Origin of the sequence: Klebsiella sp. EMBS2024 (assembly GCF_036233805.1) — a bacterium.
In the GTDB taxonomy this organism is placed as follows: domain Bacteria; phylum Pseudomonadota; class Gammaproteobacteria; order Enterobacterales; family Enterobacteriaceae; genus Klebsiella; species Klebsiella pneumoniae.
Genome location: NZ_JAZARW010000001.1, coordinates 3,412,763 through 3,418,762 on the forward strand (window position 1 = coordinate 3,412,763; position 6,000 = coordinate 3,418,762).

Annotated in this window: 5 protein-coding genes; 1 reads left to right on the top strand and 4 read right to left on the bottom strand. The window is 57.3% G+C overall.

Annotated features, from left to right (window positions below):
- Positions 1 to 63: 63 nt before the first annotated feature.
- The 3 genes from cysH to cysJ all read right to left on the bottom strand — a co-directional run bounded on the left by cysH (position 64) and on the right by cysJ (position 4,408).
- A complete protein-coding gene (gene cysH, locus VZP09_RS15665; protein ID WP_002915177.1) occupies positions 64 to 798 on the bottom strand; it encodes a phosphoadenosine phosphosulfate reductase in 735 nt (244 codons plus the stop codon).
- 98 nt (positions 799 to 896) lie between these two features.
- Entirely contained in the window at positions 897 to 2,609 is a 1,713-nt protein-coding gene (gene cysI, locus VZP09_RS15670; RefSeq protein ID WP_004142787.1) for an assimilatory sulfite reductase (NADPH) hemoprotein subunit, read from the bottom strand.
- Positions 2,609 to 4,408 (bottom strand): NADPH-dependent assimilatory sulfite reductase flavoprotein subunit, encoded by a 1,800-nt coding sequence (cysJ, locus tag VZP09_RS15675; RefSeq protein ID WP_004151065.1) that lies wholly within the window; start codon positions 4,406 to 4,408, stop codon positions 2,609 to 2,611. Before cysJ ends, cysI begins: the two co-directional genes overlap by 1 nt.
- A gap of 316 nt (positions 4,409 to 4,724) precedes the next feature.
- Between cysJ and queD the strand changes: the two genes are divergently transcribed.
- Positions 4,725 to 5,090, top strand: a complete 366-nt coding sequence (queD, locus tag VZP09_RS15680; protein WP_004174641.1) for a 6-carboxytetrahydropterin synthase QueD — start codon at positions 4,725 to 4,727, stop codon at positions 5,088 to 5,090.
- A 40-nt stretch (positions 5,091 to 5,130) separates the two neighbouring features.
- Here the strand turns inward: queD and queE are convergent, their stop codons facing one another.
- On the bottom strand, positions 5,131 to 5,802 hold the full coding sequence (gene queE / locus VZP09_RS15685; protein WP_002915210.1) for a 7-carboxy-7-deazaguanine synthase QueE: 672 nt from the start codon (positions 5,800 to 5,802) through the stop codon (positions 5,131 to 5,133).
- Positions 5,803 to 6,000: the final 198 nt, after the last annotated feature.

Consider the following 6,000-nt stretch of genomic DNA (forward strand, 5'->3'; position numbering starts at 1 on the left):
AAGAACGCGCGGTATCGCCCGCGTGTTCTTTTTGAATTATCACTCAGAGGAAGAGCTAACAGCTTAACCCTCGTGCAATCCGCACTCGCGTTTAAGCCCGAAGAACCGGGTCTCTTCTTCTGCCATGCCCGGCTCCCATTTGCGGGTGGTGTGGGTATCGCCTACCGAGAGATAGCCCTGATCCCACAGCGGATGGTACTTCAGCCCGTGCTTCTGCAGGTACTGATACACCGTGCGGTTATCCCAGTCGATAATCGGTAGCACCTTGAACACCCCGCGCTGGACCGCCAGCACCGGAAGCGTAGCCCGGCTGCCCGACTGCTCGCGGCGCAGACCGGCAAACCACGTCTGCGCGTTGAGCTCTTTCAGCGCCCGGTTCATCGGCTCAACCTTGTTGATCTCATTGTATTTCTCAATGCCCTCAACGCCCTGCTCCCACAGCTTGCCGTAGCGCGCCTCCTGCCAGGCTGCGCTTTCAGCCGCGCGGTAGACCTTCAGGTTCAGCTTGAGCTTGTCCGTCAGCTCGTCAATAAACTGATAGGTTTCCGGGAACAGGTAGCCGGTATCGGTGAGGATCACCGGAATGTCCGGGCGGATCTGATTCACCAGATGCAAACTTACCGCCGCCTGAATGCCAAAGCTCGACGACAGCACATAGTTTCCCGGCAGATTTTCCAGCGCCCACGCCACACGCCCTTCGGCGTCAAGCTTTTCCAGTTGGGCGTTGGTTTCCGCGAGTGCCAGAATGCGTTCCACTTTCGGCAATGCATTAAGCGCGTTTAGATCGAGTACGGACATATGAACCTCGTTTGCCTGTTTTGCCGGACGACACTGCGTTCGTCCGGCCTACGGGTTTCGCTGGCCCGGATCGCTACGCGCCACCGGGCACCAGGATGTTATTCCCAGAAATCGCGGGCTGGGTCGAGCACCGGGCGAATGATGCCCGCACGCACCGTAAAATCGCCGAAGCCTTCACCCGCTTCGCGCTCTTTCGCCCAGCGCCCTACCAGTTCGTCTAGCGAGTCGAGAATTTCCGACTCGGTAATATTCTCACGGTACATCCGCGGGATGCGGGTGCCGTTGCGGTTACCGCCGATGTGCAGGTTATAGCGGCCCGGCGCTTTGCCCACCAGTCCCACTTCCGCCAGCATCGCGCGGCCGCAGCCGTTCGGGCAGCCGGTGACGCGGGTGACGATATGCTCATCGCTCACGCCGTGCTTGCTCATCACCCCTTCCACCTTGTCGATAAACGACGGCAGGAAACGCTCGGCTTCCGCCATCGCCAGCGGACAGGTCGGGAAGGAGACGCAGGCCATCGAGTTTTCGCGCTGCGGGGTGACGGCATTCATCAGGCCATGATCCCGCGCGAGCTTCTCGATCCGCGCCTTCTGATCTTCCGGTACGCTGGCGACAATCAGGTTCTGGTTAGCGGTGATGCGGAATTCGCCTTGATGGACCTTAGCAATCTCCAGCAGGCCAGTCTTCAGCGGACGACCCGGATAATCGAGAATGCGGCCGTTTTCAATAAACAGCGTCAGGTGCCACTTATCATCAATCCCCTTCACCCAGCCGATGCGATCGCCGCGGCCGGTAAATTCGTACGGGCGGATCGGCTCAAACTTAATGCCTGCCCGGCGCTCCACTTCCGCTTTGAAGGTTTCGACACCGACGCGCTCAAGGGTGTACTTGGTTTTCGCATTCTTACGGTCGGTACGGTTGCCCCAGTCGCGCTGGGTGGTCACAACCGCTTCCGCCACCGCCAGCGTATGCTCCAGCGGCAGATAACCGAATTCGCTCGCCGTGCGGGCGTAGGTTTTTTTGTTACCATGTTCGATAGAGAGACCGCCGCCCACCAGCAGGTTAAAGCCTACCAGCTTGCCATTTTCGGCAATCGCCACGAAGTTCATGTCGTTAGCGTGCAGATCGATATCGTTCTGCGGCGGGATCACCACCGTGGTTTTAAACTTACGCGGCAGATAGGTCTGGCCGAGGATCGGCTCTTCGTCGGTAGTGGCGACCTTTTTCTGATCCAGCCAGATCTCGGCATAAGCGCGGGTACGCGGCAGCAGATGCTCAGAGATCTTTTTCGCCCACTCGTAGGCCTCAGCGTGCAGCTGCGACTCGTACGGGTTGGAGGTGCACAGCACGTTACGGTTCATATCGTTGGCGGTGGCCAGCGCGTCCAGCCCCACCGAGTGCAGCATCTGATGCACCGGCTTGACGTTCTTTTTCAGAATGCCGTGGAACTGAAAGGTCTGCCGGTTGGTCAGGCGAATACTGCCGTAAATGGTGTTCTCAGCGGCAAACTTATCGATCGCCTTCCACTGGGTGGTGGTGATCACCCCGCCCGGCAGACGGCAGCGGAGCAGCATCGCATGACGCGGCTCCAGCTTCTGGGCGGCGCGCTCCGCGCGGATATCGCGATCGTCCTGCTGGTACATGCCGTGGAAACGGATCAGCAGGAAGTTATCGCCTTTAAAACCGCCGGTCAGACCGTCGTTTAAATCTTCCGCAATGGTGCCGCGCAGGTAATTGCTCTCAAGCTTCATGCGCTCGGCATCGCTCAGTTTACCTTCGACCACTAAAGGCCCCGGATGTTTTTCGCTCATTAGTAGACATCTCGCTGATAACGGCGCTCAACGCGCAGCTCACTTAAAAATTCGTCCGCCGCTTCGGCGTCCATCGCGCCGTATTCGGCAATCACTTCCAGTAAGGTGTTTTCCACGTCCTTCGCCATACGATTGGCGTCGCCGCAGACATAAATGTGGGCGCCGTCATTGATCCAGCGCCACAGCTCGGCCCCCTGCTCGCGCAGTTTGTCCTGCACATAGATTTTTTGTTGTTGATCGCGGGACCAGGCCAGATCGATACGGGTCAGCAGACCTTCCTTCACATAGCTCTGCCACTCCACCTGATAGAGGAAATCTTCGGTGAAGTGCGGGTTGCCGAAGAACAACCAGTTCTTGCCTTGCGCTCCGTCCGCAGCGCGCTGCTGCATAAAGGCGCGGAACGGCGCAATACCGGTGCCCGGGCCAATCATGATCACCGGGGTCTCCGGGTTGGCTGGCAGACGAAAGTTGTCGTTGTGTTCGATAAAGACACGGACTTCGCCATCCTCTTCCACGCGGTCGGCGAGGAAGCTGGAGGCGCCGCCAGCCCGGGCGCGGCCTTCAATTTCATAGCGCACCACGCCTACGGTGACATGCACCTCGCTCTCCACTTCCGCCTGTGAGGAAGCAATAGAATACAGGCGCGGCGTCAGCGGACGCAGCAGACCGATTAACGCCTCGGCGTCCAGCTGCGCCGGAGAGAAACGGACCATATCGACGATCGGCGTCGCGGCGGCATACTGCTGCAACTGAGCTTTATCGCCCACCAGCGGCAGCAGCGATTCGCTGCGCGTCAGGGTGGCGTAGTTTTCAACGATAGTCGCGGTGTTAACCGTCAGCTCAAAATGCCACTGCAGGGCTTCCGACAGCGGCAGAGTTTTGCCCTCAACGGTCACCGGCTCGTCGCCTTTCAGCCACAGCAGCTCCACCAGCTCTTTCACCAGCTGAGGATCGTTCTGGTACCAGACGCCCAGGGCGTCGCCCGGCTGATAGCGCAGACCGGAATCACCGAGGTCTATTTCGATATGGCGCACATCTTTTTCTGAATTGCGGCCGGTGATTTTCTGATTGACCGACAGGGTCGCCGTCAGGGGCGCTTCTTTGGTATATGGGCTGGTGTGAATATCATTCACCGCGCCGCTGGTGGCCAGCTGAGCGGGCGCAGCGACCGGCGCACGGGCCTTCAGCGCCTCAACCACGCGCGCGCGCCATTCAGCGGCCGCGGCCTGATATTCAACGTCGGCATCGACGCGATCGAGCAGACGTTCCGCGCCGAGCTCGGCCAGCTTGTTGTCGAAATCTTTGCCGGACTGGCAGAAAAATTCATAAGAGGTATCGCCGAGACCAAAGACGGCGAACGCGGTCCCGTCCAGCTTCGGCGCTTTCTTAGAGAACAGGAACTTATGCAATGCGACCGCTTCTTCCGGCGGCTCTCCTTCCCCCTGGGTGGACGTTACAACCACCAGCAGTTTTTCCGCAGCAATTTGTTTGAATTTATAATCGCCTGCATTCACCAGCTTCACGTTCAGCTTCGCCGCCAGCAGATCGTCACGCAGCGCTTCGGCGACGCGGCGGGCGTTGCCGGTTTGCGAGGCGGAAATCAGCGTGATCGTCGGTACCTCGGCGGCCGGGGCGGGGGCGGCTACCGCCGCGCCGGACTGCTGATTCAGCACGCCCCAGAAATAGCCAGATACCCAGGCGAGCTGAGTGGGCGTGAAGTCAGTGGTGGCCGCCTGAAGGCGCGCCAGTTGCTCCGGGTTGAGCGGCAGCAAGTTGGAAGGTGGGGCCTGTGTCGTCATGCGTCGTTTGTTCCAGTAAGCAAAGCTGTTATTCGCACCCTGTCAGCGCGACAAAAACAGAAGAGAATAGAAGGTTAACGGCGGGCATAGTAACAATTAAAGAAGGGATGGAAATAATAAATAACCAAATGGACTAACCTGTTTTAGTTGTAGTTATTAACAACAAAATCGATTAAATAAGCAATTGAAATATAAGAGATTAAATCAAATAAAGCAGATAAACATGTCCATTTTCTGTTCACGGCCGTNTTAGTTAATGCGAAAAAATGTACTTTCCGGTACCCTACGGCGGTTTTTTTCGTCCTGTTGAGAGTCAATGATGTCCACCACGCTGTTTAAAGATTTCACCTTCGAAGCCGCCCACCACCTGCCGCACGTCCCGGAAGGACACAAATGCGGTCGCCTGCATGGCCACTCCTTTATGGTGCGTCTGGAGATCACCGGTGAAGTCGATCCCCATACCGGGTGGATCATGGATTTTGCCGAGCTGAAGGCCGCCTTTAAGCCGACATACGATCGCCTCGACCACTATTATCTGAACGATATTCCTGGTCTGGAAAACCCCACCAGCGAAGTGCTGGCCAAATGGATCTGGGATGAGATGAAACCGCGGGTGCCGCTGCTGAGCGCCGTGATGGTCAAAGAGACCTGCACCGCCGGCTGCGTCTATCGCGGCGAGTAAGCGAAAAAAAGCCCGGTCAGTACGCTGCCGGGCTTTTTTATCAGGCAATATTCAGATACTTGTGCGTCTGCATAGACAGGCGCCAGTTGCGGGCGATGCAGGTGTCGATACACAGGCGCGTCGCATCTTCTTTCTGACTGATCGGCTGCAGGGCGATGATCCGCGGTTTGTCATCGCTCAGCGTTTCCAGCAGTTCGTCCAGCGCTTCTATGTCGCGGACGCGCCCTACCGGATGCTTGATCTCATCCGCCCGCTGCAGGGCCTGAGACAGCACGTCATAGCCACCGCGCATGTTGACCTTCGGGGAAACCGTCACCCAGGTATTGGGGCTGCAGCGTACTTCATGGGTGCCGCTGGTTTCAATCTGACAGCTAAAGCCGTTTTGTTCCAGAAGCGAGGTTAACGGCGTTAAATCATGAATGCAGGGCTCACCGCCGGTAATAACCACGTGGCGGGCTGTCCACCCCTGCCGCCCAATAATCGCCAGCAGATCCTCGCTGCTTGCCGGGCCCCACTTGTCGCTCTCTTTGGTTTTCGCCAGGATGCTGAACAACGACACTTCCCGATCGGCCAGCTTGTCCCAGGTATGCTTGGTGTCACACCACGCGCATCCTACCGGGCATCCCTGCAGACGAATAAAAATGGCAGGCACGCCGGTGAAGTAACCCTCGCCTTGCAGGGTCTGGAACATCTCGTTAATCGGGTACTGCATAGTCATCTCTGTTTAGGGTGATAAACGTTCATTATCGCAGATTTCGCTGCCCAGGTCTTGTCCTGCGCTGCGATCGCTTTTTTACCCCTCCGTCAATATCCGTGTCGGGAATAATATTATTGATTAAAAAAGCAATCTTTTCTTTTGGCTTAGTTTATTAGCATGGTAAGAATTAAAATAAATAGCATTCTGACGCGC

Excerpts from the sequence above, each read along its gene's own strand:
- cysJ (WP_004151065.1), bottom strand. The coding sequence starts at position 4,408 with ATGACGACACAGGCCCCACCTTCCAACTTGCTGCCGCTCAACCCGGAG.
- cysH (WP_002915177.1), bottom strand. The coding sequence starts at position 798 with ATGTCCGTACTCGATCTAAACGCGCTTAATGCATTGCCGAAAGTGGAA.
- cysI (WP_004142787.1), bottom strand. The coding sequence starts at position 2,609 with ATGAGCGAAAAACATCCGGGGCCTTTAGTGGTCGAAGGTAAACTGAGC.
- queE (WP_002915210.1), bottom strand. The coding sequence starts at position 5,802 with ATGCAGTACCCGATTAACGAGATGTTCCAGACCCTGCAAGGCGAGGGT.
- queD (WP_004174641.1), top strand. The coding sequence starts at position 4,725 with ATGATGTCCACCACGCTGTTTAAAGATTTCACCTTCGAAGCCGCCCAC.